Source organism: Rhodococcus sp. NPDC058532 (genome assembly GCF_042719255.1).
In the GTDB taxonomy this organism is placed as follows: domain Bacteria; phylum Actinomycetota; class Actinomycetes; order Mycobacteriales; family Mycobacteriaceae; genus Rhodococcus_G.
The window spans coordinates 1-24,290 of record NZ_JBHXNU010000008.1 but is presented as its reverse complement, the minus strand read 5'-3'; the positions used below and the strand labels follow the sequence as shown (position 1 = coordinate 24,290).

General features: G+C 70.6%; 23 protein-coding genes. 16 read left to right on the top strand and 7 right to left on the bottom strand.

Annotated features, from left to right (window positions below; translation table 11 throughout):
• Positions 1 to 168 precede the first annotated feature (168 nt).
• Both ACFWQG_RS11635 and ACFWQG_RS11630 read left to right on the top strand, forming a co-directional pair.
• Complete coding sequence (locus ACFWQG_RS11635; RefSeq protein WP_378507776.1) at positions 169 to 663, top strand: PspA/IM30 family protein; 495 nt, start codon at positions 169 to 171, stop codon at positions 661 to 663.
• Between the two features lie 39 nt (positions 664 to 702).
• Complete coding sequence (locus ACFWQG_RS11630) at positions 703 to 882, top strand: hypothetical protein (RefSeq protein WP_378507775.1); 180 nt, start codon at positions 703 to 705, stop codon at positions 880 to 882.
• A gap of 82 nt (positions 883 to 964) precedes the next feature.
• Here ACFWQG_RS11630 and ACFWQG_RS11625 read toward each other — a convergent pair whose 3' ends face one another.
• Together ACFWQG_RS11625 and ACFWQG_RS11620 are read right to left on the bottom strand one after the other, a co-directional pair.
• Positions 965 to 2,620, bottom strand: coding sequence for an acyl-CoA dehydrogenase family protein (locus tag ACFWQG_RS11625; protein WP_378507774.1), 1,656 nt, complete (start codon positions 2,618 to 2,620; stop codon positions 965 to 967).
• Complete coding sequence (locus tag ACFWQG_RS11620) at positions 2,617 to 3,279, bottom strand: TetR/AcrR family transcriptional regulator (RefSeq protein ID WP_378507773.1); 663 nt, start codon at positions 3,277 to 3,279, stop codon at positions 2,617 to 2,619. Before ACFWQG_RS11620 ends, ACFWQG_RS11625 begins: the two co-directional genes overlap by 4 nt.
• Before the next feature lie 123 nt (positions 3,280 to 3,402).
• Here ACFWQG_RS11620 and ACFWQG_RS11615 point away from each other — a divergent pair, with 123 nt between their 5' ends.
• Positions 3,403 to 4,932 carry a class I adenylate-forming enzyme family protein gene (locus tag ACFWQG_RS11615; RefSeq protein ID WP_378507772.1) on the top strand — a complete coding sequence of 510 codons (1,530 nt, stop codon included), beginning with the start codon at positions 3,403 to 3,405 and terminating at the stop codon, positions 4,930 to 4,932.
• 48 nt (positions 4,933 to 4,980) lie between these two features.
• On the opposite strand, the gene ACFWQG_RS11610 is transcribed toward ACFWQG_RS11615, so the two are convergent.
• Together ACFWQG_RS11610 and ACFWQG_RS11605 are read right to left on the bottom strand one after the other, a co-directional pair.
• Positions 4,981 to 6,129, bottom strand: coding sequence for a hypothetical protein (locus tag ACFWQG_RS11610; RefSeq protein WP_378507771.1), 1,149 nt, complete (start codon positions 6,127 to 6,129; stop codon positions 4,981 to 4,983).
• Positions 6,129 to 7,079: a metal-dependent hydrolase gene (locus tag ACFWQG_RS11605; protein WP_378507770.1), complete on the bottom strand. Its 951-nt coding sequence runs from the start codon at positions 7,077 to 7,079 to the stop codon at positions 6,129 to 6,131. Before ACFWQG_RS11605 ends, ACFWQG_RS11610 begins: the two co-directional genes overlap by 1 nt.
• 152 nt (positions 7,080 to 7,231) lie before the next feature.
• Between ACFWQG_RS11605 and ACFWQG_RS11600 the strand changes: the two genes are divergently transcribed.
• The 11 genes from ACFWQG_RS11600 (at position 7,232) to ACFWQG_RS11550 (ending at position 19,942) form a co-directional block, all read left to right on the top strand.
• A complete protein-coding gene (locus tag ACFWQG_RS11600; protein WP_378507769.1) occupies positions 7,232 to 7,867 on the top strand; it encodes a TetR/AcrR family transcriptional regulator in 636 nt (211 codons plus the stop codon).
• Between the two features lie 85 nt (positions 7,868 to 7,952).
• On the top strand, positions 7,953 to 9,014 hold the full coding sequence (gene argC, locus ACFWQG_RS11595) for an N-acetyl-gamma-glutamyl-phosphate reductase (RefSeq protein WP_378507768.1): 1,062 nt from the start codon (positions 7,953 to 7,955) through the stop codon (positions 9,012 to 9,014).
• Positions 9,011 to 10,255 carry a bifunctional glutamate N-acetyltransferase/amino-acid acetyltransferase ArgJ gene (gene argJ / locus ACFWQG_RS11590; protein WP_378507767.1) on the top strand — a complete coding sequence of 415 codons (1,245 nt, stop codon included), beginning with the start codon at positions 9,011 to 9,013 and terminating at the stop codon, positions 10,253 to 10,255. Before argC ends, argJ begins: the two co-directional genes overlap by 4 nt.
• On the top strand, positions 10,252 to 11,187 hold the full coding sequence (argB, locus tag ACFWQG_RS11585; protein ID WP_378507766.1) for an acetylglutamate kinase: 936 nt from the start codon (positions 10,252 to 10,254) through the stop codon (positions 11,185 to 11,187). The genes argJ and argB overlap by 4 nt, the downstream gene beginning before the upstream one ends.
• Positions 11,184 to 12,389, top strand: coding sequence for an acetylornithine transaminase (locus ACFWQG_RS11580; protein WP_378507765.1), 1,206 nt, complete (start codon positions 11,184 to 11,186; stop codon positions 12,387 to 12,389). Before argB ends, ACFWQG_RS11580 begins: the two co-directional genes overlap by 4 nt.
• 4 nt (positions 12,390 to 12,393) lie before the next feature.
• A complete protein-coding gene (argF, locus tag ACFWQG_RS11575; protein WP_378507764.1) occupies positions 12,394 to 13,335 on the top strand; it encodes an ornithine carbamoyltransferase in 942 nt (313 codons plus the stop codon).
• The gene (locus ACFWQG_RS11570; RefSeq protein ID WP_378507763.1) at positions 13,332 to 13,874 is read left to right on the top strand and encodes an arginine repressor; all 543 of its coding nucleotides are present in this window, start codon (positions 13,332 to 13,334) and stop codon (positions 13,872 to 13,874) included. The genes argF and ACFWQG_RS11570 overlap by 4 nt, the downstream gene beginning before the upstream one ends.
• Before the next feature lie 88 nt (positions 13,875 to 13,962).
• Positions 13,963 to 15,162, top strand: coding sequence for an argininosuccinate synthase (locus ACFWQG_RS11565; RefSeq protein WP_378507762.1), 1,200 nt, complete (start codon positions 13,963 to 13,965; stop codon positions 15,160 to 15,162).
• A 3-nt stretch (positions 15,163 to 15,165) separates the two neighbouring features.
• A complete protein-coding gene (gene argH / locus ACFWQG_RS11560) occupies positions 15,166 to 16,620 on the top strand; it encodes an argininosuccinate lyase (RefSeq protein ID WP_378507761.1) in 1,455 nt (484 codons plus the stop codon).
• A gap of 67 nt (positions 16,621 to 16,687) precedes the next feature.
• On the top strand, positions 16,688 to 19,666 hold the full coding sequence (locus tag ACFWQG_RS11555) for an AMP-binding protein (RefSeq protein ID WP_378507760.1): 2,979 nt from the start codon (positions 16,688 to 16,690) through the stop codon (positions 19,664 to 19,666).
• Between the two features lie 48 nt (positions 19,667 to 19,714).
• A complete protein-coding gene (locus ACFWQG_RS11550; RefSeq protein WP_378507759.1) occupies positions 19,715 to 19,942 on the top strand; it encodes a Trm112 family protein in 228 nt (75 codons plus the stop codon).
• Here ACFWQG_RS11550 and ACFWQG_RS11545 read toward each other — a convergent pair.
• The 3 genes from ACFWQG_RS11545 to ACFWQG_RS11535 are packed head-to-tail and all read right to left on the bottom strand — an operon-like array spanning position 19,939 to position 22,036.
• Positions 19,939 to 20,538: a TetR family transcriptional regulator gene (locus ACFWQG_RS11545; protein ID WP_378507758.1), complete on the bottom strand. Its 600-nt coding sequence runs from the start codon at positions 20,536 to 20,538 to the stop codon at positions 19,939 to 19,941. The two genes, ACFWQG_RS11550 and ACFWQG_RS11545, sit on opposite strands and share 4 nt — an antisense overlap.
• Positions 20,535 to 21,305 carry an ABC transporter permease gene (locus ACFWQG_RS11540; RefSeq protein ID WP_378507757.1) on the bottom strand — a complete coding sequence of 257 codons (771 nt, stop codon included), beginning with the start codon at positions 21,303 to 21,305 and terminating at the stop codon, positions 20,535 to 20,537. The genes ACFWQG_RS11545 and ACFWQG_RS11540 overlap by 4 nt, the downstream gene beginning before the upstream one ends.
• Positions 21,302 to 22,036 (bottom strand): ABC transporter ATP-binding protein, encoded by a 735-nt coding sequence (locus tag ACFWQG_RS11535; RefSeq protein ID WP_378507756.1) that lies wholly within the window; start codon positions 22,034 to 22,036, stop codon positions 21,302 to 21,304. Before ACFWQG_RS11535 ends, ACFWQG_RS11540 begins: the two co-directional genes overlap by 4 nt.
• Positions 22,037 to 22,124: 88 nt before the next feature.
• Here ACFWQG_RS11535 and ACFWQG_RS11530 point away from each other — a divergent pair, with 88 nt between their 5' ends.
• A complete protein-coding gene (locus tag ACFWQG_RS11530; RefSeq protein WP_378507755.1) occupies positions 22,125 to 22,769 on the top strand; it encodes a DNA-3-methyladenine glycosylase in 645 nt (214 codons plus the stop codon).
• On the top strand, positions 22,766 to 24,070 hold the full coding sequence (tyrS, locus tag ACFWQG_RS11525; RefSeq protein ID WP_378507754.1) for a tyrosine--tRNA ligase: 1,305 nt from the start codon (positions 22,766 to 22,768) through the stop codon (positions 24,068 to 24,070). Before ACFWQG_RS11530 ends, tyrS begins: the two co-directional genes overlap by 4 nt.
• Positions 24,071 to 24,290: the final 220 nt, after the last annotated feature.

The following is a 24,290-nucleotide window of genomic DNA, read 5'->3' as shown; positions in this document are numbered from 1 at the left end:
GTCCCCCTCGTCGCGGGGTTCTCCCCCATACCCTCTTCGTGGGGATCGCAGCCGCCCGCAGGACAAACACCCCCCGGGAACCCCCCCCCCCCGCGGGGTGGGCCCCCCTCCCCGGTTCCCCGGGCCGGCACGGCTAGCCTGGAATCAGGCCGATTCGAGCGAGGTGTCATGACCGACAAGCAGACCATCGTGGACAGCATGAGCGCGTTGTCCGACGACGAGGTGCGGGAGGTGGTCGCGGCGGTGACCACGGGCAGGCCCGCGTTGGCCGCGCTGCACGCCGCGGCCCTCGAGATCCGGATGGTGCCGGATCCCGTCGGCCCCCCGTCTTCGCCGATCCAGCCCTCGCCGATCCCGCCAACCCCGCAGGTGCCGGAGCCGCCGACGATCATCGACGCGCACGTGGTTCCGGATCCGGCGGGCGGGACGGGTGTCGGGGCGGCGCCGGGTGTCGCGGACGTGACCGGCTACACCGAGACCGGCGTCCCGACCTTCGATGCGGTGCGGGAGAAGATCGAGTCCCGTTCCGGGACCGCCGACGGGGCAGCGGAACTGGATGCTGCCTCCGGTGCGGGAGCGGCCCTCGAGGAGCAGTACGCGGCACGGGAGAAGGCGGCGCAGGAGCGGCTCGCCGAGATCCGCAGGTCGCTGCGTGGGGACTGACGCCGCGTCGGTACGGTGGACGGACCAAACTATGGAGGCGTGATGGTGGAAATTGGTGTCGTGTTCGGGTATGTCGTGGTGATCGCCACGATCGCGCTGGTGCTGTTCGGTGTGGTGGCGATGTTCATTCTGTCCATCAGGGCCAGCCCGTCGACGCAGTCGCTGCCCGACGCAGCCGAGTCGGGGGCGCGGTCGGGTCGGCACGGCCGACAGGACTGACGACCTTACCAGCGGTACCGAATGGCCCATTCGGTCGGTGTCAGCCGACCGAATGGGCCATTCGCGTGTCGTGCGACCGCGGTCAGTGCCGGTCGAGGATGGCCGCGAAGTCGGTGCCCGCGGGGAGGGAGCCGTACTCGAGGTCGCGGGCCTCACCGAGACGGGCCGCGAGGAACGCCTCGGCGACCGCGGTCGGCGCGGTGCGCAGCAGCAGCGACGCCTGCAGCCCGAGCGCCATCGACGCCGCGACCGACCGGGCCCGCAACTGCGCCTGCGCCTGGTCGAGCGTCGCCAGCTCCGCGAGGGCGGCCCGCATGCGGTCCTGGTGGGCGTCGAACAGGGTGGATGCGCCGCGGGCCTTGGCCAGTTCGGCGTCGAACGCCTGCACCGACTCCGGCTCCCTGGTCATCGCGCGCAGCACGTCGAGGGCGATGACATTGCCGGAACCCTCCCACACCGCCATCACCGGCTGCTCCCGGTAGCGGCGGGCGAGGGGGAACGCCTCGGTGTAGCCGTTGCCGCCGAGGCATTCGAGCGCCTCGTAGGCGTGGTGCGGTCCGCGCTTGCAGATCCAGTACTTCGCGACCGCGGTGGCGAGCCGGCGGAACGCCTTCTCGGTGTCGTCGGCGTCCTCGTCGTGGGCGCGGGCGAGGCGCAGCGCGGTCGCGGTCGCGGCCTCCGACTCGAGGGCGAGGTCCGCGGCGACCGATGTCATCGCGGGCTGGTCGATCAGCGTCGCGCCGAACGCGGCCCGGTGCCGGACGTGCCACAGCGCCTCGGCGACCGCCTGCCGCATGCCGGCGGTGGACCCGTACACGCAGTCCAACCGGGTGCGGGAGACCATCTCGATGATGGTCCGGACGCCGCGGCCCGGTTCGCCGACGAGATGTCCGATGGTGCCGTCCAATTCGATCTCGGAGGACGCGTTCGACTTGTTGCCGAGCTTGTCTTTGAGCCGCTGAATCCGGAAGACGTTGCGGGTGCCGTCCTCGAGGACCCGCGGAACCAGGAAGCAGGACAATCCCTCCTGGCTCTGCGCCAGGATCAGGAAGCCGTCCGACATCGGCGCCGAGCAGAACCACTTGTGCCCGGTCAGCGACCAGGTGCCGTCGGCGTTCGCCGCCGCGCGGGTGGTGTTCGCGCGCACGTCCGAGCCGCCCTGCTTCTCGGTCATCGCCATCCCGAACAGCACGCCGGGCTTGTCACCGGGCGCGGCGAGCGCGCCGTCGTAGCCGCGGGCGTACAGCCGCGGCAGCCACAGCTGCGACAGCTCGGGGGAAAACTCGGCGAGTGCGGGCACGACGGAGTGGGTCATCGAGATCGGGCACGAATGCCCCGGCTCGATCTGCGCGAACATCATGAACGACGCGGCGCGGGCCACGTTCGCACCCGGCTTCGGGTCCGCCCAGGCGGAGGTGTGCGCGCCGTGGCTGACGGCGGCGCCGATGATCCGGTGGTAGGCGGGATGGAACTCCACCTCGTCGATCCGGTTGCCCCACTTGTCGTGTGAGTGGAACTCGGGGGTGATCGTGTTCGCCAACTCGGCGTCGTGCTGGAACGACTCGGTGCCGACGAGCGCGCCGACCTCGGTCAGTTCCTGCTGCGCCCAGTCGGCGTCATAGTGCGCGACGCCCTCGACGAGGGGGCCGTTCGAGGTGTACTCGTTGACGTCCACACGCGGCGGGGCCTGGTTGAACACCTCGTGGGTGCGGAATCCGGACGGTGCGATGGCGGTCATGGGAGTGTTCCTTCGATCGTTGGTGCGGTGCTGCTCGGGCGGTCGGTGTGGCCGATGCCGTGGAAGCAGAAGCGGGTGATCGCGTCCACGATGTCGGCGTCGTCGGTGTCGGTGGTGGTGCCCGCGGTGGTGGGGGACAGGCGTCCGGTGAGGGATTCGCTGATCGCGCCGATCACGGCGGTCGCGGCGACCCCGAGGTGCTGCGCGGGGAACACCCCCGCCGCGACCCCGTCGCGCAGGATCTCCATCGTGAGGGCGTGGTAGTCGGCGCGGTACCCGAGTCGCTCGGCGTCGATGCGCGGGTCGACCGGCTCGAACAGCAGCGACCAGGCGAGCTGACGGCCCCGGATGGCGCGCAGCGCGAACGTCTCGACCAGGGCGCGGAGGCGGTCGGCAGGCTCGTCGGCCGCGGCGACCGCGGCGCGCACGGCCGCGAGTTCCTGGTCGGCGCCGAGCCGGAACACGGCAGCAAGCAGGTCCGCGCTGCCGTCGAAGTACGAGTACACCGATCCGACGCTGACCTCGCAGCGCTCGGCGATCGCCTTCACCGTTGCCGCCGCGAAGCCGCCCGACGCGACGAGGGCCGTCGCCTCGGCCAGCAGCGTTGCCCGGCGCTGGGCCTGCGCGGCGCGCGTCTTCTCCGTCGATCGGTAGGCCATCGCCCGGGCACCCTTTCGGCAAGCTTTGAATCGTGATTCAATCGTTGGTGAGTCGACTGTAGAACGAAACGCCGGCGACGGCAACGGCCACCCCGCGCCGATCGCCCACCTGAGGAGAGTTCGATGAACCTGACCGCCATGCTGGAGAGTGCGGCCCGCAAGAACCCGGATAAGGACGCGCTCGTCTACGGGGATGAGCGTCTCACCTACGCCGAACTGCTCGCCGCATCGAGGCGGGCCGCCGAGGTGCTGCGGGCCCGCGGGGTCGGGAGGGGCGACCGGGTCGCGGTGATGACCTACAACAGCCCCGGTTTCGTGATCGCCGCGTTCGGCGCGTGGCGCGCCGGGGCCGCGCTGGTCCCGGTCAACCACAAGCTGGCGCCGCCGGAGGTGGCGTACCTCCTCGAGCACTGCGGCGCCGCCGTCGGCATCGTTTCGTCGGAGCTGCGGCCCACGGCGGAAACCGGTGCGCCGCAGGTGGACTGGCTGGTGACCGAGGTTGCCGCCGACGCGGGCTGCGAGCCGATGCGGGACTTCGACGCGCTGGTCGAGGCGTCCGGCGAGTGGGAGGGCGTCGAGGTCGACGAGACCGAGGTTGCGCAGGTGCTCTACACCTCGGGCACCACCAGCGCCCCGAAGGGCTGCCTGCACACGCACCGGTCGATCACCACCGTCGCCGCGTACGTCTCGACCACCCTGGGGTACGACCGCGACATGCGGATGTTGATCGCGATGCCGATCTGGCACGCGGCCCCGCTCAACGTCTGCTTCGTCCCGACCATGTTCCTCGGCGGCACGGCCGTGCTGATGCGCGAATACCACCCGGTCGAGTTCCTGAAGATCATTCCGGCGCAGCGGATCACCGCGTTCTTCGGCGCCCCGATCGCCTACCTGGCTCCGCTGCAGGCGGCGGCCGCCGCGGGCATCGACCTCACCGGCCTCGACTTCTCGAGCATGCGGCACTGGATCTACGGCGGTGCCCCGATCGGCGCCGAGGTCGCAAGGAAGCTGCAGCAGGCCTACCGCTCCGAGGACTTCTATCAGGTGTACGGGATGAGCGAGATGGGCCCGGTCGGTACCGCGCTGTACCCGCGCGAGCAGATCGCCAAGGCGGGCTCGATCGGCCGCGGCGGCATGCCGGGGGTGGACCTGCGGGTGGTCCGCCCGGACGGCGTCGACGCCGGGCCGGGGGAGACCGGGGAGATCTGGCTCGCCGGCGACACCCGGATGCTCGGCTACCTGAACAACGACGAGGCCACCGCGGAAGTGTTCGACGGGCGCTGGTACCGCAGCGGGGACGTGGCCCGACTCGACGGGGACGGGTACATCTTCATCGTCGACCGCACCAAGGACGTCATCATCACCGGCGGCGAGAACGTGTACTCGCAGGAGGTGGAGGAGGCCATCCGCCCGCGGGCGGACGTCCTCGACGTCGCGGTCATCGGCAGGCCGCACCCCGAATGGGGCGAGACGGTCGTGGCGGTGGTCGTCACCGCGCCGGACGCGCACCTCGAACTCGACGAGCTGCGCTCGTACCTCTCGGACAGGCTGGCGCGGTACAAGATCCCGCGGGAGCTGGTGCTCGTGGACACGCTGCCGCGCAATCCGTCCGGCAAGCTGACCAAGCACACGCTGCGCGACGCCGTGCTGTGACCGGTGTCGGGTACCGCGACGAGGCGGTACCCGACACCCGGACGAGGGTCAGGCCGGGGCAGCCACCGACTGCGGTTCGGGTGCCGGTGTGTCCGCCGGGCGGGGAACCGTGAATGATGCGGCGACCGTGGCGATCGCGACGGCGAAGCAGCCGATCGTGTACCAGAGGTTGCCGATCGGGTCGCCGTTCGCGGTGACGCCGTCGGTGGCGGCGAAGAAGTCGGGCAGCGCGCTCGCCCACAACGCCCCCATCACCACGATGTACACGATCGCGTAGTACCGGACGAAGTCGTTCGAGTACGCCGGACCGGTGGCGGTGCCGCGCCGCAGCGCCGACCACTGGCGGGCCAGGAGCGGGATCGCGACGACGGTGACGGCGACGAGCTCGGCCGCGTACAGGAACCCGCGCACGGTGTCGCTGCCGAGCCCGCCCACGGTCGCGGGGAGCGGCAGCACGAACACCCCGATCGAGGCGGTCAGGCCGATCACCACGGTCCGCCACGCCAGCTGCAGCCCGGAGAACGTCCGACCCGCATCGACGTGCCTGCCGACGAAGAACTGCACGCACAGCGCCAGCGACATCGGCCACAACGCGGCGAACACCACGACGCTGGGCAGCGGAACCGCGTCGAAGAACGGCAGATTGACCTTGTTGTCGAGGGTCCACTCCCACCAGCGCAGCTGCGGGCCGAGCTGGTCGAAGATCTCGTAGAACGCGTGGTGCACGAAGCCGACGCACACCGCCCCGAGGATCACCCCGTACCGCCGGAACACCCCGAGCATCCGGACGAGTTCGAACGCCAGCGTCGCCATCAGCGGGTAGATCGCGACGATGTACAGCGGCAGCCTGCCCCACAGGAAGTCCACCGTGAACACGTTGTGCGCGAACATCGTCCCGAGGTACTCCTCGGTGCCGAACGTGGCCGGGAAGTAGATCGGCGGCTCGATCACGAACAGGAACGCGGTCGCGCCGAACCACAGCACGAGATTCGTCGGATCACCCTGCCTGCGCAGCCGCAGGATCGCGTGGACCAGGGCGAGCACCGCGCCGAGCACGATCATCCATTCGAGCACCGGGAGCGTCCAGTTCTCCAGGTCCGCCGGATTGCGGAACTCGACCAGGCCGCCCGCCTCCTCGCAGGAAAACCCGAGCCGGACCGCGAGATCGGAGAAGGTCGGGCTGCAGCCGGCCGCCATCAGATCGCCCCCGCGGTCGCAGGCTCCGCCCGGCCCGGCTGCTCGTCCGCGGTGTACCAGCGGGTGCAGTCGTAGCCGGAGTCGTAGCGGTCGAACCAGCGGTCGGCGAGCGTCGGCAGGTTCTCGTGCGCCGGATCGTGGCCGGGCAGCTGGCTGCGGACCGCGCCGGCGAGCGCGGTCAACTGCTCCCGAATGGGCAGGCCGTCGAAGGCCCGCGGCATCGGCCCCTTGGTCAGATACGGCGCGACCGCGGTCAGTACCCGCTGCTTGGCCCGGTGACGGGCGAACATCGACATCGAGTCGACCTTCCGCTCGGACAGCGGGACGTGCTGGTTGAACCCGGCGCAGGCGATGCGGATCGCCTTCATCACGTGCGCGAAGATCGACGCGGCCATCCGCATCCGGTACATCTCGTTGCCGACGACGGAGTTGTAGATGACCAGCGCCGAACTGCGGTGCTCGACCTCCTCGACGAAGTGCCACAGGAACAGGGAGGCCACGCGGTCGTCACCGGGCGCGAACAGGGTGGCCTCGTTGTCGAGCATCAGCTTGAACACCGGGGTGAAGGTGGCCTCAAGGTCGGCGGTGTAGGCCAGCCGGTAGTTGATCGAGGTGCGCTCGGTGAGCAGGTCGAACTCGCCGACGACCGCGTCGAGGGTGTTCTGCAGGCCGGGGTAGCTGCGAATCAGGCCGGCGACGTGCTGCCGGTGGGCGGTCGAGTGATGTCCCTCCTGACGCATGAACGCGACCGCCTCCGCGGCCACCTCCGGGTCGGTGATCAGCGGCTTGGCCTGCAGGATCAGCTTGACGATCATCTTCTCGAAGCCGATGGCGAGGAACGAGACCGCGTTCGCCATCGACGACCACGCGGGATTCTCGGGGTTCCAGCAGAACGGGACGTCCCGGTCCTCGAAGCCGAAGTCCATTTTGCGGGGTTTCAGGTCGGTCATGCGCGATCCCTCTTTTCGTCGGTGCGAGGCGGACCGGCGGGCAGTCGGATCCGCGATGGCTTGGACCATACACAGTGGGCCGGAAGTGTATGATGACATTTGTCGGATCGGCCGCGCGTTCGGATGCCGGGCGTCCTGGTAGCGTCCGCGCGATGGCACGCAGACGAGGATGGGGCGGCTTGCCTCCGGTCGACGATGCCGAGGCGACGCGGCGCATCGTCGCCACCGCCGTCGACCTGATCGGGCAGTCCGGGACCGCGATCGGGATCGCCGATGTCGCGGAGTCCCTCGGCGTCACCCGGCAGACGGTCTACCGCTATTTTCCGAGTTCCGAGGCGGTGATGACCGCTGCCGCGATTGCCTCGGTCGACGACTTCCTCGACCGGCTCGCGGGCCGGGTCGTCGGCCTGACCGACCCGGTGGACGCGATGACCGAGGGCGTCGTGTTCACCCTCACCGACGTGCGGCGCACCCCGCACCTGGGGATCCTGCTCTCCGCGTCCTACTCGGGGGTCCGGCCGGAGGGGCTGACGTCCGAGGCCGCGCAGGCCTTCGGGATGACCATGATCCGGCGGTTCGACGTGGACTGGGAGCGGCACGGTTACGACGACGCGTCGCTTCGGGAGCTGGTCGAGTTCGTGCTGCGCACGATGCAGTCGTTCTTCATCTCACCCGGGGATCCGCAGCGCGACGAGGCGGGCCTGCGCCGCTATCTGAGACGATGGATGGGTGCGGCCATCGCCGCCCAGTCCGCCGTCCCGAAGGGGGTATCCGGTCGGTCTGACTGAATGACGGGGGCATTCAGAGCCCGGGTGGGGGCGCGGAACCCGGCCGATCCTGAATGAGCTTGCATGATGGTGCATAATCGTCCATATGGTCACCACAGCAGCCTCCACCGGACCGATCCGCGTCGCGATCGCCGGGGCGAGCGGGTACGCAGGCGGCGAGATCCTGCGCCTGCTGCTCGGGCACCCCGCTCACCGCGAGGGCCGACTCGCGATCGGCGCCCTCACCGCGGGCGGCAACGCGGGCGCCACCCTCGGACAGTTCCACCCGCATCTGCTCCCGCTCGCGGACCGCGTGCTCGAACCGACCACCGTCGACACCCTCGCCGGGCACGACGTCGTGTTCCTCGGTCTGCCGCACGGCAACTCCGCCGAGATCGCAACGGCGCTCCCGGAGAGCACCGTGATCATCGACTGCGGCGCCGACTTCCGGCTCGCCGATGCCGCCGCCTGGGAGAAGTACTACGGCAGCCCGCACGCCGGCACCTGGCCCTACGGCCTGCCCGAACTGCCCGGCAACCGGGACCGGCTCGCCGGCGCCACCCGCATCGCGGTGCCCGGCTGCTACCCGACCGCCGCGAGCCTCGCGCTCGCCCCCGCCATCGCCGCGGGCATCGTCGAGCCCCGGGTGAACGTCGTCGCGGTCAGCGGCACCTCCGGGGCGGGCCGTGCCCCCAAGGCCGACCTGCTCGGCTCCGAGGTGATGGGCTCGGCCCGGGCGTACGGCGTCGGCGGCGCGCACCGGCACACCCCCGAGATCACCCAGAACCTGTCCGCGCTCGCGGGCACCGATGTCACCGTCTCGTTCACCCCGGTGCTCGCCCCGATGCCCCGTGGCATCCTCGCCACCTGCACCGCGGCAACCACCGTCGACCTCGCCCGGGCCCGCGAGGTCTACGAGAAGGCCTACGCCGACGAGCCGTTCGTGCACGTGCTCCCCGAGAACGTCTACCCGCAGACCGGCGCGGTCGTCGGATCGAACGCCGCGCAGATCGGTGTCACCGTCGACGAGTCCGCCGGGCAGCTCGTCGTGATTGCTGCGATCGACAACCTCACCAAGGGCACCGCGGGCGGTGCCGTCCAATCCATGAACCTCGCCCTCGGCCTGCCCGAGACCGATGGACTCACCACTGTGGGAGTTGCTCCGTGACAACAGAATCCGACTTCGCAGCGCCGCACGCCGTGGAGACCGCTGGCGGCAGACTGATCCGCACCCAGGGCGTCACCGCGCCCGCCGGTTTCCGTGGGGCGGGCATCGCGGCAGGCATCAAGGCCAGCGGTCGGCCCGACCTCGCGCTGGTCTTCAACGAGGGCCCCGACACGGCGGCGGCCGGCGTGTTCACCGCCAACAAGGTCAAGGCCGCCCCCGTGCTGTGGTCGCAGCAGGTCCTCACCTCCGGAGCGTTGCGTGCGGTGGTGCTCAACTCCGGCGGCGCCAACGCCTGCACCGGCGCGGGCGGATTCCAGGACGCCCACGCCACGGCCGAGCAGGTCGCGGCGACCCTCAGCGACTGGGGCACCGAGACCGGCGCCGGTGAGGTCGCCGTCTGCTCCACCGGCCTGATCGGCGATCGGCTGCCGATGGACAAGCTGCTCGCCGGTGTCACCGAGATCGTGCACGAGCTCGCGGGCGGCATCTCCGGCGGCACCGACGCCGCCTACGCGATCATGACCACCGACACCGTGCCGAAGCAGGCCGCACTGCACCACGCGAACAAGTGGAACGTCGGCGGCATGGCCAAGGGCGCAGGGATGCTCGCACCGTCCCTCGCGACGATGCTGTCGGTCGTCACCACCGACGCCGTCGCGACCGCGGCCCAGCTCGACGAGGCGCTGCGGGCCGCGACCCGGCTGTCCTTCGACCGCCTCGACGTCGACGGCGCCACCTCCACCAACGACACCGTGCTGCTGCTGGCGTCCGGGGCCAGCGGCGTCACCCCCACCCAGGCGGAGCTGAACGCCGCCGTCCTCGCCGTCTGCGACGACCTCGCCGACCAGATGATGGCCGACGCGGAGGGCGTGACCAAGCGGGTCACCGTCACCGTCGCAGGCGCGGCCACCGAGCAGGACGCGCTGATCGGTGCCCGGACCGTCGCCCGCGACAGCCTCGTCAAGACCGCGCTGTTCGGCTCCGACCCCAACTGGGGCCGGGTCCTCGCCGCGATCGGCATCGCCCCGATCGAACTCGACCCGGACCGGATCGCGGTGTCCTTCAACGGGAACCCGGTGTGCATCGACGGCGTCGGCGCGCCCGGAGCCCGCGAGGTGGACCTGACCGGTGCGGACATCGCGCTGCGCATCGACCTCGGCATCGGCGATGCGGAGGTCTCCATTCGCACCACCGACCTCTCGCACGCGTACGTCGAAGAGAACTCGGCGTACTCGTCATGACGGGCGCCCTCGACAGCGGCACCGCCGCGACGACCCTCCTCGGCCTCACGAACAGCCAGAAGGCGCACGTCCTCGCCGAGGCGCTGCCCTGGCTGCAGCGGTTCCACGACAAGATCGTCGTCGTCAAGTACGGCGGCAACGCGATGGTCGACGACACGCTCAAGGCCGCCTTCGCGCAGGACATGGCATTCCTGCGGACCGTCGGCATCCACCCCGTCGTCGTGCACGGCGGCGGACCGCAGATCAACGCGATGCTCGCGCGGCTCGGCATGGCGGGCGAGTTCCGCGGCGGCTTCCGCGTCACCACCCCCGAGGTGATGGACGTGGTCCGGATGGTGCTGTTCGGTCAGGTCGGCCGCGAACTGGTCGGCCTGATCAACGCGTACGGGCCCTTCGCGGTCGGCATCTCCGGTGAGGACGCGCACCTGTTCACCGCGACCCGGCGCACCGTCGTCGTGGATGGCGAACCGACCGACATCGGTCTCGTCGGCGACGTCACCACCGTCGACCCGACCGCGGTCCTCGACCTGATCGCCGCGGGCCGCATCCCCGTCGTCTCGACGATCGCGCCGGACGCCGACGGCGTCGTGCATAACATCAACGCCGACACCGCGGCGGCCGCCCTCGCCGAGTCCCTCGGCGCCGAGAAGCTCGTCGTCCTCACCGACGTCGAGGGCCTCTACACGGACTGGCCCGACCGGGGTTCGCTCGCCTCCGTCATCGATACCGACGCGCTCGAAGAGCTGCTGCCGCGGCTCGATTCGGGGATGGTCCCGAAGATGGAGGCCTGCCTGCGGGCCGTGCACGGGGGCGTGCCGAGCGCGCACGTGATCGACGGCCGCCTCGCCCACTCCGTGCTCCTGGAACTACTCACCGGCGAGGGCATCGGCACGATGGTTGTCCCCTCGACAGACAAGGAAGGCCCCGCATGACCGGCACCTCTGCCCTCCAGCACCGCTGGTCCGGCGCGCTGATGAACAACTACGGCGTCCCGCGGGTCGCGCTCGCCGCTGGCGACGGCGCCGTGCTCACCGATGCCGACGGCAAGCAGTACCTGGACCTGCTCGGCGGCATCGCCGTCAACAGTCTCGGCCACCGGCACCCGGCGATCATCGACGCCGTCACCGCGCAGCTGAACACGCTCGGTCACGTGTCGAACCTGTACGCGAGCGAACCGGCCGTCGCGCTCGCCGAGCAGCTGCTGCACCACCTCGGCGCAGGCCAGGACGGCCCGGTCACCGGCCGGGTGTTCCTGTGCAACTCCGGAACCGAGGCCAACGAGGCGGCGTTCAAGCTGGCCCGGCTCACCGGACGACGCAAGATCGTCGCCGCCGAGCGGGCGTTCCACGGCCGCACCATGGGCGCGCTCGCGATGACCGGTCAGCCGGAGAAGCGGGCCCCGTTCGAGCCGATGCCCGCCGGGGTCGAGTTCGTGCCCTACGGCGACATCGCCGCCCTCGATGCGGCCGTCGACTCCGACACCGCCGCGGTGATCCTGGAGCCGATCATGGGGGAGTCGGGGGTCGTGGTCCCGCCGGAGGGGTATCTGGTGGAAGCCCGGCGGATCACCGCCGAGCGCGGCGCGCTGCTGATCCTCGACGAGGTGCAGACCGGTATCGCCCGCACCGGCTGGTTCTACGCCCATCAGGCGTCCGGGATCGTGCCCGACGTGATGACCCTCGCCAAGGGGCTCGGCGGCGGCCTGCCGATCGGCGCGTGCATCGCCACCGGCGCGGCGGCCGACCTGTTCGGTCCCGGCAAGCACGGCACCACCTTCGGCGGGAACCCGGTGTGCGCTGCCGCCGCGCTCGCGGTGCTGCGCACGATCGAGCAGGACGACCTGCTCAGTCACGTCGACGCCCTCGGCAAGTCGCTGTCCACGGACATCGAGGCGCTCGAACACCCGCTGGTCGACCACGTCCGCGGCGCGGGCCTGCTGCTCGGCATCGTGCTCACCGACACCGTCGCCCCGGCCGTCGAGGCCGCCGCCCGCGACGCCGGGTTCCTCGTCAACGCCGCCGCGTCCGACGTGATCCGGCTCGCGCCGCCACTGATCCTCACCGAGGAGCAGGCGCAGGGATTCGTCACCGCGCTCCCCGAAATCCTGAACACCGCTGTCGCGGAAGGGAAGTGACGTCATGTCGATCAAACACTACTTGCGGGATGACGACCTCACCCCGGCGCAGCAGGCCGAGGTGCTCGACCTGGCCGCGGCGCTGAAGAAGGACCCGTTCGCGAAGCAGACCCTCGCCGGGCCGCGGGCCGTCGGGGTGATCTTCGAGAAGAACTCCACCCGCACCCGGTTCTCGTTCGAGGTCGGGATCGCGCAGCTCGGCGGGCACGCCGTCGTCGTCGATGGGCGCAGCACCCAACTCGGCAGGGAGGAGACGCTGCAGGACACCGGCCGGGTGCTCTCCCGCTACGTCGACGCCGTCGTCTGGCGCACGTTCGGGCAGAAGCGGCTCGAGCAGATGGCCGCCGGGGCAACGGTTCCCATCGTCAACGCCCTGTCCGACGAGTTCCATCCGTGCCAGGTGCTCGCCGACCTGCAAACCCTGCGCGAGCACAAGGGGGAGCTGAAGGGGCTGAAGCTGACCTACCTCGGTGACGGCGCCAACAACATGGCCCACTCGCTGCTGCTCGGTGGCGTCACCGCGGGCATCGATGTCACGATCGCAGCGCCGGACGGCTTCGCGCCCGCATCGTGGATCATCGACGCGGCGCGCGCCAGGGCCGCGGAGACCGGAGCCACGATCACCGTCACCGACGACCCGAAGGCGGCGGCCGCGGGCGCGGACGCGCTTGTCACCGACACCTGGACCTCGATGGGGCAGGAGAACGACGGGCTCGACCGGGTCGGCCCCTTCCGGCCGTTCCAGATCAACGCCGACCTGCTCGCGACCGCGGCGCCGGACGCGGTCGTGCTGCACTGCCTGCCCGCGCACCGCGGTGAGGAGATCACCGACGAGGTGCTCGACGGCCCGCAGTCGGTGGTGTGGGACGAGGCCGAGAACCGCCTGCACGCGCAGAAGGCGCTGCTGGTCTGGCTGCTCGAGCATCGGGACGGGTCGCGGCCGTGACCACCGCCCGGTCGCGCGAGCTGGCCGCGCCGCAGTCGCGGGGCGCGCAGGCGAAGCCGGTCGCCGTCGCACCAACCCGGGCCGGGCGGCAGGCGCGGATCACCGCGCTGCTCTCGGTGCACGAGGTGCGTAGCCAGCCGGAGCTCGCCGCGCTGCTCGCGGCGGAGGGCATCGAGGTCTCGCACGCCACCCTGTCGCGGGACCTGGAGGAGCTCGGCGCGGTGAAGCTGCGCGCCGCCGACGGCGGGGCGGGCGTGTACGTCGTCCCCGAGGACGGCAGCCCGGTGCGCGGGGTGTCCGGCGGCACCGACCGGCTGTCCCGGCTGCTGGGGGAGCTGCTGGTGTCCACCGACGCCAGCGGCAACCTCGCGGTGCTGCGCACCCCGCCGGGCGCCGCGCACTACCTGGCGAGCGCCCTGGATCGGGCGTCGCTGCCGGAGGTTGTGGGAACCATTGCCGGGGATGACACCATTCTTGTGGTGGCCCGGCAGCCGCTGACCGGCGCGCAGCTCGCCGACATGATCGAGAAACTGGCCTGACCGGGCATTTCGTTCGGATTCGGCAGGCCATCGATCGACACAACTGAATAATCTCGAGAAGTGACAACCCCAAAGGAGCACACAGACCATGGCTGAACGCGTCGTACTCGCCTACTCGGGCGGGCTGGACACCTCCGTGGCCATCAGCTGGATCGGCAAGGAGACCGGCAAAGAGGTCGTCGCCGTTGCCATCGACCTCGGCCAGGGCGGCGAGGACATGGAGGTCGTGCGTCAGCGTGCCCTCGACTGCGGCGCCGTCGAGTCGGTCGTCGTGGACGCCCGCGACGAGTTCGCGAACGAGTACTGCCTGCCGACCATCCAGGCGAACGCGCTGTACATGGACCGGTACCCGCTGGTGTCCGCGATCAGCCGTCCGCTGATCGTCAAGCACATCGTCGAGGCGGCGCGCGCGCACGGCGGCACCGTCGTCTCGCACGGCTGCACCGGCAAGGGCAACGACCAGGTCCGCTTCGAGGTCGGCTTCGGCGCCCTCGCGCCCGACCTCGAGGTCATCGCGCCGGTCCGCGACTACGCGTGGACCAGGGAGAAGGCGATTGCCTTCGCCGAGGAGAACGGCATCCCGATCAACGTCACCAAGCGGTCGCCGTTCTCGATCGACCAGAACGTGTGGGGCCGCGCGGTGGAGACCGGCTTCCTCGAGGACCTGTGGAACGCGCCGACCAAGGACGTCTACGACTACACCCAGGACCCCACCCTCAACTGGAACACCCCCGACGAGCTGATCATCAGCTTCGAGGCGGGCAAGCCGGTCGCGATCGACGGCAAGCCGGTCACCGTCCTCGAGGCCATCCAGGAACTCAACACCCGCGCCGGCGCGCAGGGCGTCGGCCGCCTCGACGTCGTCGAGGACCGTCTCGTCGGCATCAAGAGCCGCGAGATCTACGAGGCGCCCGGCGCGATGGTGCTGATCACCGCGCACCAGGAGCTCGAGCACGTCACCCTCGAGCGTGAGCTCGGTCGCTACAAGCGGCAGCTGGAGCAGCGCTGGTCCGAGCTGGTGTACGACGGCCTGTGGTTCTCCCCGCTCAAGGACGCGCTGGACACCTTCGTCGCGAAGACCCAGGAGCGGGTCACCGGCGACATCCGGCTGTTCCTGCACGGCGGTGCGATCACCGTCAACGGCAGGCGCAGCTCGCAGTCGCTGTACGACTTCAACCTCGCCACCTACGACGAGGGCGACACGTTCGACCAGTCGTACGCGAAGGGCTTCGTCAACATCCACGGCCTGTCCTCCAAGGTCGCGGCGAAGCGCGACCTGGGTCTGTAAGAAATGACCGACGCTCACGGAACCAACGAAGGCGCGCAGCGTCAGGGCGCGACCGTCGCCGGCGCGCTGTGGGGCGGCCGGTTCGAGTCCGGACCGGCCGCCGCCATGGCGGCGCTGAGCAAGTCCACCCACTTCGACTGGGTCCTCGCGCCCTACGACGTGCGGGCGTCGACCGCGCACGCGAAGGTGCTGCACGCCGCCGGGCTGCTCGGTGACGCGGACCTGGCCACCATGCTCGACGGTCTCGACCGGCTCGGCGCCGACGTCGCGAGCGGCGCGTTCGTGCCCGCCGACTCCGACGAGGACGTGCACGGGGCGCTCGAACGCGGCCTGATCGACCGCGTCGGCCCCGAGGTCGGTGGCAGGCTCCGGGCGGGTCGCTCCCGCAACGATCAGGTGGCGACGCTGTTCCGGATGTGGCTGCGGGACGCCGCCCGTCGGGTCGCGGCCGGGGTGCTGGACGTCGTCGACGCCCTCGCCACCCAGGCGGCGGCGCACCCGGACGCGGTGATGCCGGGCAAGACGCACCTGCAGGCCGCGCAGCCGGTGCTGCTCGCGCATCACCTGCTCGCGCACGCGCATCCGCTGCTCCGGGACGTGCAGCGGCTGGTCGACTTCGACGCGCGGGCCGCGGTGTCCCCGTACGGGTCCGGGGCGCTCGCCGGCTCGTCGCTCGGGCTGAATCCGGACGCGATCGCCGCGGACCTCGACTTCGACTCCGCCGCGGACAACTCGATCGACGCCACCTCCTCGCGGGACTTCGCCGCCGAGGCCGCGTTCGTGTTCGCGATGATCGCGGTCGACCTGTCCCGGATGGCCGAAGAGGTGATCATCTGGAGCACACCGGAGTTCGGCTACATCACGCTCGCCGACGCCTGGTCGACCGGGTCGTCGATCATGCCGCAGAAGAAGAACCCGGACGTCTCCGAGCTCACCAGGGGCAAGGCGGGGCGCCTGATCGGCAACCTGACCGGTCTGCTCGCCACCCTCAAGGCGCAGCCGCTCGCGTACAACCGGGACCTGCAGGAGGACAAGGAGCCGGTCTTCGATTCGGTCGCCCAGCTCGAACTGCTGCTGCCCGCGATCACCGGTCTGGTCTCGACCCTCGAGTTCCATACCGACCGGATGGCGGAACTCGCGCCCGCCGGGTTCACCCTCGCCACCGACATCGCGGAATGGATGGTCCGTCAGGGCGTTCCGTTCCGCGTCGCGCACGAGGCGGCCGGTGCGTGCGTTCGGGTCGCGGAGGCCCGCGGGGTCGGCCTCGAGGACCTCACCGACGATGAACTCGCCGCCGTCGATCCCGCGTTGACCCCGGCGGTGCGGGACGTGCTCACCGTGCAGGGGTCGATCGCCTCCCGGAACGCCAGGGGTGGCACCGCAGGCGTTCAGGTGGCGCGGCAGCTGGACGGTGTCCGGGAGTCCGCGTCCGGACTGCGGGACCGGATCGGCAACTGACCGATCCTCACTGCCGCGCGCGAATACACTGTGCCGGAACATCGGCGGAACGAGTGGGGGCGCGGCAGTGAGTTGGTCCGAAATTCTGAACGGTTCCGTTCGCCGCGTGGTCGCGACCGCGCAGAACGGTCTCGAGGTCGTCCGCCTTGGCGGCCTCGAGACCGAGGCGCGGCCCTCGGACTTCACCGTCGTCGCGCGCACCCCGATGTACCGGCTGCGCCACTACTTCGCCGACCGGTCGGGCGACGCGGACCCCACCGGGCCGCCGATCCTGCTGATCCCGCCGATGATGATGGCCGCCGACGTCTACGACGTCACCCAGGACCAGGGTGCGGTCGGCATCCTGCACTCGATGGGCCTGGACCCGTGGGTCGTCGATTTCGGGTCTCCGGACACCGAGGAGGGCGGCTGGGACCGCACTTTGGCCGACCACATTGTCGCGATCAGCGAGATCGTCGACCGGGTTCACCGGGACACCGGCCGGGACGTGCACCTGTCCGGCTACTCGCAGGGCGGCATGTTCGCCTACCAGGCCGCCGCCTACCGGCGCTGCCGCAACGTGGCGTCGCTGGTGACGTTCGGGGCGCCGGTGGACACCCTCGCCGCGCTGCCGTTCGGGATCCCCGGCGACGTCGCCGCGCCCGCCGCCGACTTCCTCGCCGACCACGTCTTCAGCCGCTGGGCCATCGCGGGCTGGATGGCCCGGACCGGATTCCAGCTGCTGGATCCGGTCAAGACCGCCAAGTCCCGGATCGACTTCCTGATGCAGCTGCACGACCGGGAGGCGCTGCTGCCGCGGGAACCGCAGCGCCGCTTCCTGTCCCAGGACGGCTGGGTTGGCTGGTCCGGTCCGGCGATCGCCGAACTGCTCAAGCAGTTCGTCGCCCACAACCGGATGGTCTCCGGCGGCTTCGTGATCGGTGACCAGCTCGTCTCGCTCGCCGAGCTCACCTGCCCGATCCTCGCGTTCGTCGGGGAGGTGGACGACATCGGGCAGCCCGCAGCGGTCCGCGGGATCCGCAGGGCGGCTCCCCGCGCGCAGGTGTTCGAATCCACGATGCGGGCCGGGCATTTCGGCCTCGTCGTTGGCTCGATGTCGGCGAGTCACACCTGGCCGACCACCGGCGACTGGGTGCGCTGGCGGTCCGGTCTCGGGCCGCGCCCCGACGGCATCGCGGAGATGATCACCGAGTGCCTGCCCGCCGCGGAGACGGGCGTGTCGGTCACGGACCGGCTGCTGCACACCGGGGCGTCGGTGGCCGAGGTGGGGGTCGGGGCGGTGCGCGGTGTCCTCGGCGCGACCGCACAGGCCGTGCGCGGCAGCCGCGAGCTGTCCGCGGAGGCGGCGCGGGCGCTGCCGCGGCTGGTCCGGCTCGGTCAGGTGCAGCCGCACACCACCATCTCGCTCGGCAAGCTGCTCGCCGAGGCGGGGGAGAAGAACCCGCGCGGGGAGTGCTTCCTGTTCGACGACCGCGCCTACACCAACGAGGCCGTCAACGTCCGGATCGACCACGTCGTCAAGGGGCTGATCGCGTCCGGTGTCCGGCCGTCCACCCGGGTGGGCGTGCTGATGGAGACCCGGCCGAGCGCGCTCGTCGCGATCGCCGCACTGTCGCGGATTGGCGCCGTCACCGTCCTGCTGCCCCCGACCGAGGACCTCGCCCCCGCGGCGCGGCTCGGGCGGGTCGCCACGATCGTGTCCGATCCCGACAACCTGCGCAGCGCGGAGCTGTTGGGTCCGCCGGTGCTGGTCCTCGGCGGTGGTGAATCCCGCATCCTCGACCTGGAACCCGGCTCGGAGACGATCGACCTCGAGAAGATCGACCCCGACGAGATCTCGCTGCCCGCCTGGTACCGGCCCGATCCCGGCCGGGCCAACGAGCTCGCCTTCGTGCTGTTCGGACGTTTCGGCGGCGAGGTCGAGGCCAAGCACATCACCAACCACCGGTGGGCGCTGTCCGCGTTCGGCACCGCGACGGCCGCGAATCTCGGCGGCGGCGACACGGTGTATTCCTTTGCGCCGCTGTATCATTCGTCGTTGCTGCTCGCGACCCTCGGCGGTGCGATTGCCGGCGGATCGCGGATCGCGCTGGCCCGCGGTCTCGACCCGGACCGGTTCGTCACCGAGGTGCACCGGTATGGGGTCACGGTGGTCGCCTACACGTGGACGATGATGCGGGACCTGGTGGACACCCCCGACTCGGCGCTCGACTCCTCGCACCCGATCCGGTTGTTCGTCGGCTCCGGCATGCCCCGCGGGCTGTGGCTGCGGACGATGGAGCGGTTCGCGCCCGCCAGGGTCCTCGAGTTCTACGCCTCGACGGAGGCGGCCGTCGTGCTCGCGAACGTGTCCGGTGCCAAACCGGGAGCGAAGGGGAGGCCGCTGCCCGGCAGCACCCCGGTGAAGATTGCGGCGTACGACCCGGTGGCGCAGCGGTTCCTCGAGGACGGTCGCGGGTTGGTCCGCGAGTGCTCCGTCGGCGAGGTGGGACTGCTGCTGGGGCAGGCGACGTCCACGGAGGCGGTCAGCGGCGCGATGCGGGGCGTGTTCGCGGCGGGCGACGCCTGGGTGCCCACCGAGCACCTGTTCCGCGTCGACGGCGACGGCGACTACTGGCTGATGGACGACCGGAACACCGTCGTCTGCACGCGCCGCGGGCCGGTGTACGGCGAGCCGATCGGTGCGGCACTCGCCGCGTTGGACCAGATCGACCTCGTCGTCAGCTACGGGGTCATCGCAGGCGGTGCGGAGCTCGCGGTGACCGCGGTGACCCTGCACCGGGACCGTTCCCTGACCGCGGCGGACCTCGCCGATGCCTTCGCGGATCTCGACCCCGACCAGCATCCCGACCTGGTGCACGTGATCCCGGAGATCGCGTTGAGCAACTCCTACCGGCCGCGGCGCAGCGCATTGCGGGCGGCGGGTCTGCCGAAACCGGGTGTGCGGGCCTGGTTCTGGGACCAACGCGAACTCCGCTACCGGCGCCTGACCAAGGCCGTCGTTGCGGACCTTCAGCAGCGGGGGAGTCGGGCGCCGGCCGGGTAGCGGGTAGCCTGACCGACGATCCGTGAACCGAACGTGAGAGGACCTTCCGTGGCGCTCGATCCCACCCTGTTGAGCATCATCGCCTGCCCGCAGGACAAGGGCCCGCTCCTGCTGGTCGGCGACGAACTTCTCTACAATCCGCGGCTGCGGCGCGCGTACCCGATCGAGGATGGCATCCCGGTGCTGCTCGTCGACGAGGCGCGCGATGCCACCGACGCCCAGCACGAGGACTACCTCGCCCGCGGCGTCGACTCGTCCTCCCAGCAGTCGCGTTAACCGAGATCGCCGGTCAGGTACCGCTGCAGGGTCGGTGCGACCAGGTGCACCACCCGATCCGGGGGCAGCGTCGCGAGCGGCTCGAGTTCGAGGATGTAGCGGGTGACCATCAGCCCCGCCATCTGCGAGGCCACCAGGGAGGCCCGCAGGTCGGCGCTGCCCACCGGGTCGTCGACGCGGTGTCCGATCTCGGTCAACACCACCTCGGTGAGGAAGCTGCGGACCAGACCCACCGACTCGCCCGTGATCGCCGACCGGAACGCGGCAAGCAGACCCTCCCGGTGCGGCGACTCCCACACCCCGACGACCGCGCGCAGGAACCGTTCGCCGATCTCCTCGACCGGGGCGTCGGCCACCCCCGCGAGGACCATCGCCGGGTCCGCCGGGATGGCGATCGCGGCGAGGAACAGGGCCCGTTTGGTGCCGAAGTAGTGGTGCACGAGGGCCGGATCGACCCCCGCATCCGCGGCAATCGAGCGCACCGAGGTCCGGTCGAACCCATGCTCGGCGAACCGGCTCCGCGCCGCACCGAGGATCGCGTCCCTGGTGCCGGAACTGCCCGGCCTGCGCCCCGTCCGGGTGGTCGCACGGGTCACGGGGTGCGCCTGCGGAGCGTCGCCGCCGCCAGGCACAGCGCCACGATCGCGAACCCGACGACGACGGCGATGTCCCGCCACATCAGGGCCGTGGCACCGGGATGGGCCGCGACCTGCTGCAACGCGTCCACCGCGTAGCTCAGCGGCATCACGTTCGACGCCCACTGCAGCCATTCCGGTAGCTGGTCGCGCGGCACCAGCAGGCCGCACAGGAACAGTTGCGGGATCACAATGACCGGCATGAACTGGACGGCCTGGAACTCGGTGCGGGCGAATGCACTGCACAGCAGTCCCAGCGCGACGCCGAGGACGGCGTCGACCACCGCGATCAGCACCACCCAACCGACGCTGCCGACCGTCGTCAATCCGAGCAGCCCGAACGCGACCAGGCAGGCGATGACCGCCTGCGCGGTCGCCGCGAGCGAGAACGCCGTGCCGTAGCCGCCGAGCAGGTCGAGCTTCGACATCGGTGTGGTCAGCAGCCGCTCCAGCGTGCCGGAGCTGCGTTCACGCTGCATCGCGATCGACGTGATCAGGAACATCACCACGAACGGGAGGATCCCGAGCATGGTGACCGCGATCCGGTCGAACAGCGGGACCTGTCCCGGCGGTGTCGGGACATTGACGTAGAGGTAGTACAGCAGCGTCATCAGCAGCGCGGGCACCAGCAGGATCATCGCGACGGTCCGGTGGTCGCGGCGCAGTTGCCGCAGGATGCGTACGGTGCTCGCGCCGTAGATGCGCGGGGTAACGAGTGGCGTGTTCACGACTGCTCCTGCACTTCGCGTTCGCGGATCAGGGTGAGGAACGCGTGCTCGAGGCTGGTCTCGCGGGTCTGCTCGAGCAGCGCTGCCGGGCTGAGCTGGTCGAGCAGGTAGCCGTCCCGCATCAGGAGCAGGTCGTGACAGTGCTCGGCCTCGTCCATCACGTGGCTGGACACCAGCAGCGTGGTCCCGGCGGCCGCGAGGTCGCCGAAGCGTCCCCACAGATCCGCCCGCAGCACCGGATCCAACCCGACGGTGGGCTCGTCGAGGATCAGCAGTTCGGGTTCGGCGACCAGCGCGCAGCCGAGCGACACCCGGCCCCGCTGCCCACCCGACAGGTCGCCGGCGGGGACGTCGGCCTTGTCGGCCAGGTCGAGGGCGTCGATCGCGTCGGCCACCGACCGCGGCGGCCTGCCGTACAGCGCCGCGAAGTATGCGATGTTCTGCCGTACCGACAGATCGAGGTACACGGTGGGGGATTGGGTGACGTAGCCGACGCGGTCCCGCAGGAGGCTGGAGCCCGCGGGCTCACCGAGCACGGTCACCGTGCCGGACGCCACGATCTGTGTCCCGACGATCGCGCGCATCAGCGTGGTCTTGCCGCAGCCCGACGGGCCGAGCAGCCCGGTGATGCTGCCGGCGGGGATGCGCAGGTCCAGTCCGTGCAGGACCTCGACGCCGCCGCGGTGCACGACGAGGCCGTCGATCGCGACGGCCGGTGACGGTGCGGGCATCTCGTCCTCCAATTCATCGAGTGATGAAATCATCGTGTGATGAATTATCGGTGTCGGGGAGGTCGCCGGTCAAGGGCACAATCGCGGCATGACGACCGAGTACTCCCGCTCGCCGGAACTGACCGAGCGGGCCCTGTCGGCGGCCGATCCGGTGCAGGCCGCACACCTGGTGCTCGGCGCGGTGCTGGCGGTCGACGCGGTGCGGTTGCGGATCGTCGAGGTCGAGGCATACGGAGGCGACCCGGCGGGCCCGTGGCCGGACCCCGCGGCACACTCCTACCCGGGCCCGACGCGACGGAACGCGGTGATGTTCGGCCCGGCAGGCCGGCTCTACGTCTACCTCAGCCACGGCCTGCACCTGTGCATGAACGTCACGTGCGCACCCGAGGGGACGGCGGGCGCGGTCCTGCTCCGGGCGGCCGAGGTGATCGACGGGGAGGCGGAGGTCCGGGCCCGGCGAACGCCGGGTCGGGCGCTGCGCGAGCTGGCCCGAGGTCCGGGGAACCTCGGGCAGGCCGCCGGAATCAGCCTGGGTGACAACGGTTCACCGCTGTTCGATCGGAACGCCCGCATTCGTCTCGAGCCAGGCGACGCGGTGCGGGTCGACGCGGGCCCGCGGGTCGGGATCACCCACGCGCCGGACCGGCCGTGGCGACTGTGGGACGCCGGTTCGGATGCCGTGTCGGCCTACCGTCGCAGCCCGCGTGCGCCCGCCGTGCGGAGTGCGGGATGATCGACGTCGTGACCGACAACATCGTCCCTACCGAGAACATCATCGACGAACTGACCTGGCGTGGGCTGATCCAGCAGTCCACCGACATCGACGCCCTGCGTCGTGACACCCAGGCAGGTCCGGTCACGCTGTATTGCGGTTTCGATCCGACCGGTCCCAGCCTGCATGCCGGCCACCTCGTCCCGCTGCTCGCGCTCAAGCGGTTCCAGCGTGCGGGCCACACGCCGATCGTGCTCGCCGGCGGCGCGACCGGGCTGATCGGCGACCCCCGCGACGTCGGTGAGCGGGTGATGAACTCCACCGACACCGTCGCCGACTGGGCGGAGCGGATCCGCACCCAGCTCGAACGGTTCGTCTCCTTCGACGGCGACAACGCCGCCATTGTCGAGAACAACATGAACTGGACCGGCAAGCTCACCGCCATCGACTTCCTCCGGGACCTCGGCAAGCATTTCTCGGTGAACGTCATGCTCGCCCGCGAGACCGTCAAGCGGCGCCTCGAGTCGGACGGCATGTCCTACACGGAGTTCAGCTACATGCTGTTGCAGGCCAACGACTACCTTCAGCTCCGCCGGGAACGCGGCTGCACGCTGCAGGTGGGTGGCTCGGATCAGTGGGGCAACATCGTCGCCGGCGTCGAGCTGAACCGGCGGGTGGACGGGGAATCGGTGCACGCGATGACCGTCCCGCTCGTCACCTCGTCGGACGGCAAGAAGTTCGGGAAGTCCACCGGCGGCGGCAGCCTCTGGCTCGACCCCGAGATGACCAGCCCCTACGCCTGGTACCAGTACTTCGTGAACACCGGTGACGCCGACGTGATCCGCTACCTGCGCTGGTTCACCTTCCTCGGCCAGAGCGAACTGGCCGAACTCGAAGTCGAGGTCGCCGAGCGGCCGCAGGCCCGGGTCGCGCAGCGACGCCTCGCCGCCGAGATGACGACCCTGGTGCACGGCGCGGACAACACCGCCGCGGTCGAGCTCGCCAGCCAGGCGCTGTTCGGCAAGGGCGAGATTCGTGACCTGGACGAAGCGACCCTCGCCGCCGCCCTGACCGAGGCCTCGGTGGGGCAGGTTCGGCCCGGCGAGCCGAGCACCATCGTCGATCTCCTGGTCGCGAGCGGACTGTGCGATTCCAAGGGTGCAGCGAAGCGGACCGTCAAGGAGGGCGGCGCATACGTGAACAACGCGAAGGTCGCCGCCGAGGACTGGACCCCCGAGGGGACCGACCTGCTGCACGGCCAGTGGCTCGTCATCCGCCGCGGCAAGCGCAACTTCGCGGGCATCCAGGTGCTGCCCGCCTGATCCTGTTCCTGTCCGGAGGGCGTCGTCGTCCCGCGTGAGCGGGAGGGCGGCGCCCTCTGCGCATGTGCTGGCCCGAACGGCCGAGTGTCCGGCGTCACATCGGTCGGATTCGGGTGTCTGCGGGGTGATCGGGGTGGGTGACCTGCGTGTTTGTGTCCGGTCATGGTGGTTGACCAGCGGATTTGCGGTGGCGTTCACGGCCACGTAACTTTTGTCGAGT

Bases quoted from the DNA above. Each gene is read 5' to 3' on its own strand.
- ACFWQG_RS11635 (WP_378507776.1), top strand. From the start codon at position 169: ATGACCGACAAGCAGACCATCGTGGACAGCATGAGCGCGTTGTCCGAC.
- ACFWQG_RS11625 (WP_378507774.1), bottom strand. From the start codon at position 2,620: ATGACCGCCATCGCACCGTCCGGATTCCGCACCCACGAGGTGTTCAAC.
- ACFWQG_RS11620 (WP_378507773.1), bottom strand. From the start codon at position 3,279: ATGGCCTACCGATCGACGGAGAAGACGCGCGCCGCGCAGGCCCAGCGC.
- ACFWQG_RS11615 (WP_378507772.1), top strand. From the start codon at position 3,403: ATGAACCTGACCGCCATGCTGGAGAGTGCGGCCCGCAAGAACCCGGAT.
- ACFWQG_RS11610 (WP_378507771.1), bottom strand. From the start codon at position 6,129: ATGGCGGCCGGCTGCAGCCCGACCTTCTCCGATCTCGCGGTCCGGCTC.
- ACFWQG_RS11605 (WP_378507770.1), bottom strand. From the start codon at position 7,079: ATGACCGACCTGAAACCCCGCAAAATGGACTTCGGCTTCGAGGACCGG.
- ACFWQG_RS11600 (WP_378507769.1), top strand. From the start codon at position 7,232: ATGGCACGCAGACGAGGATGGGGCGGCTTGCCTCCGGTCGACGATGCC.
- argC (WP_378507768.1), top strand. From the start codon at position 7,953: ATGGTCACCACAGCAGCCTCCACCGGACCGATCCGCGTCGCGATCGCC.
- argB (WP_378507766.1), top strand. From the start codon at position 10,252: ATGACGGGCGCCCTCGACAGCGGCACCGCCGCGACGACCCTCCTCGGC.
- ACFWQG_RS11580 (WP_378507765.1), top strand. From the start codon at position 11,184: ATGACCGGCACCTCTGCCCTCCAGCACCGCTGGTCCGGCGCGCTGATG.
- argF (WP_378507764.1), top strand. From the start codon at position 12,394: ATGTCGATCAAACACTACTTGCGGGATGACGACCTCACCCCGGCGCAG.
- ACFWQG_RS11565 (WP_378507762.1), top strand. From the start codon at position 13,963: ATGGCTGAACGCGTCGTACTCGCCTACTCGGGCGGGCTGGACACCTCC.
- argH (WP_378507761.1), top strand. From the start codon at position 15,166: ATGACCGACGCTCACGGAACCAACGAAGGCGCGCAGCGTCAGGGCGCG.
- ACFWQG_RS11535 (WP_378507756.1), bottom strand. From the start codon at position 22,036: ATGCCCGCACCGTCACCGGCCGTCGCGATCGACGGCCTCGTCGTGCAC.
- ACFWQG_RS11530 (WP_378507755.1), top strand. From the start codon at position 22,125: ATGACGACCGAGTACTCCCGCTCGCCGGAACTGACCGAGCGGGCCCTG.
- tyrS (WP_378507754.1), top strand. From the start codon at position 22,766: ATGATCGACGTCGTGACCGACAACATCGTCCCTACCGAGAACATCATC.